The organism is Mesorhizobium sp. M7A.F.Ca.US.006.04.2.1 (assembly GCF_004022915.1).
GTDB lineage: Bacteria > Pseudomonadota > Alphaproteobacteria > Rhizobiales > Rhizobiaceae > Mesorhizobium > Mesorhizobium ciceri.
On record NZ_RZQA01001473.1, the window covers coordinates 1 to 775 of the forward strand.

At 62.8% G+C, this 775-nt stretch carries 1 protein-coding gene; it reads right to left on the reverse strand.

Features of this window, described 5'->3' with window-relative positions; all coding sequences use genetic code 11:
- On the reverse strand, positions 1 to 775 hold a 775-nt coding region (locus EN925_RS38140), incomplete at both ends, for a sigma 54-interacting transcriptional regulator (protein WP_164894786.1).

Sequence of the window (775 nt, forward strand, 5' to 3'; positions counted from 1 at the left end):
GCGTGTTGCGGTTCAAACCAAGCAGTTCCGCGGCCTTGATCTGGTTGCCGCGGGTTGCCGTCATCGAGGCCAGGACGAGTGGAAACTCGACCTCGGACAGGATGCGTTGATAAAGCCCGGCAGGTGGCAAATCGCCGGCAAACGAGGCGAAATAGCGTTGCAGGAAGTGCTCGACCGCCTGGCCGATCGACAAATCGTCGGGAATGAGATTGCCGCCACCCGGCACCACGGGACGTTCGCCGGTCTTGAGCTCGGCCTCGATGATCTCGGCGGAAATCTCGTCCTGCGAATAGAGCGCGGCGAGCCTGCGAACCAGGTTTTCCAGTTCGCGCACATTGCCCGGCCAGGGATAGCGCTTCATCAACTCGATGCCGCCGGAAGAAATGCGCTTGGTCTGCAGGCCTTCCATTTCGCCGAGCTTGAAGAAGTGGCGGACAAGGTCGGGCACATCCTCGGAGCGCTCACGCAGCGCGGGCAGCCGGAGCGGCACCACGTTGAGGCGATAGAACAGATCCTCGCGAAAAAGCCCCTGGTTGATCAGGGTGCGCAGATCCTTGTTGGTGGCGGCGACGATGCGCACGTCGGTCTTGATCGGCGTGCGTCCGCCAACCGTCGTGTATTCGCCCTGTTGGAGCACGCGCAGCAGCCGCGTCTGCGCTTCCATCGGCATGTCGCCGATTTCATCGAGGAACAGCGTGCCGCCTTCAGCTTGCTCGAAGCGCCCGGTCGAGCGGTTCTGCGCGCCGGTGAAGGCGCCCTTCTCGTGACCGAACAG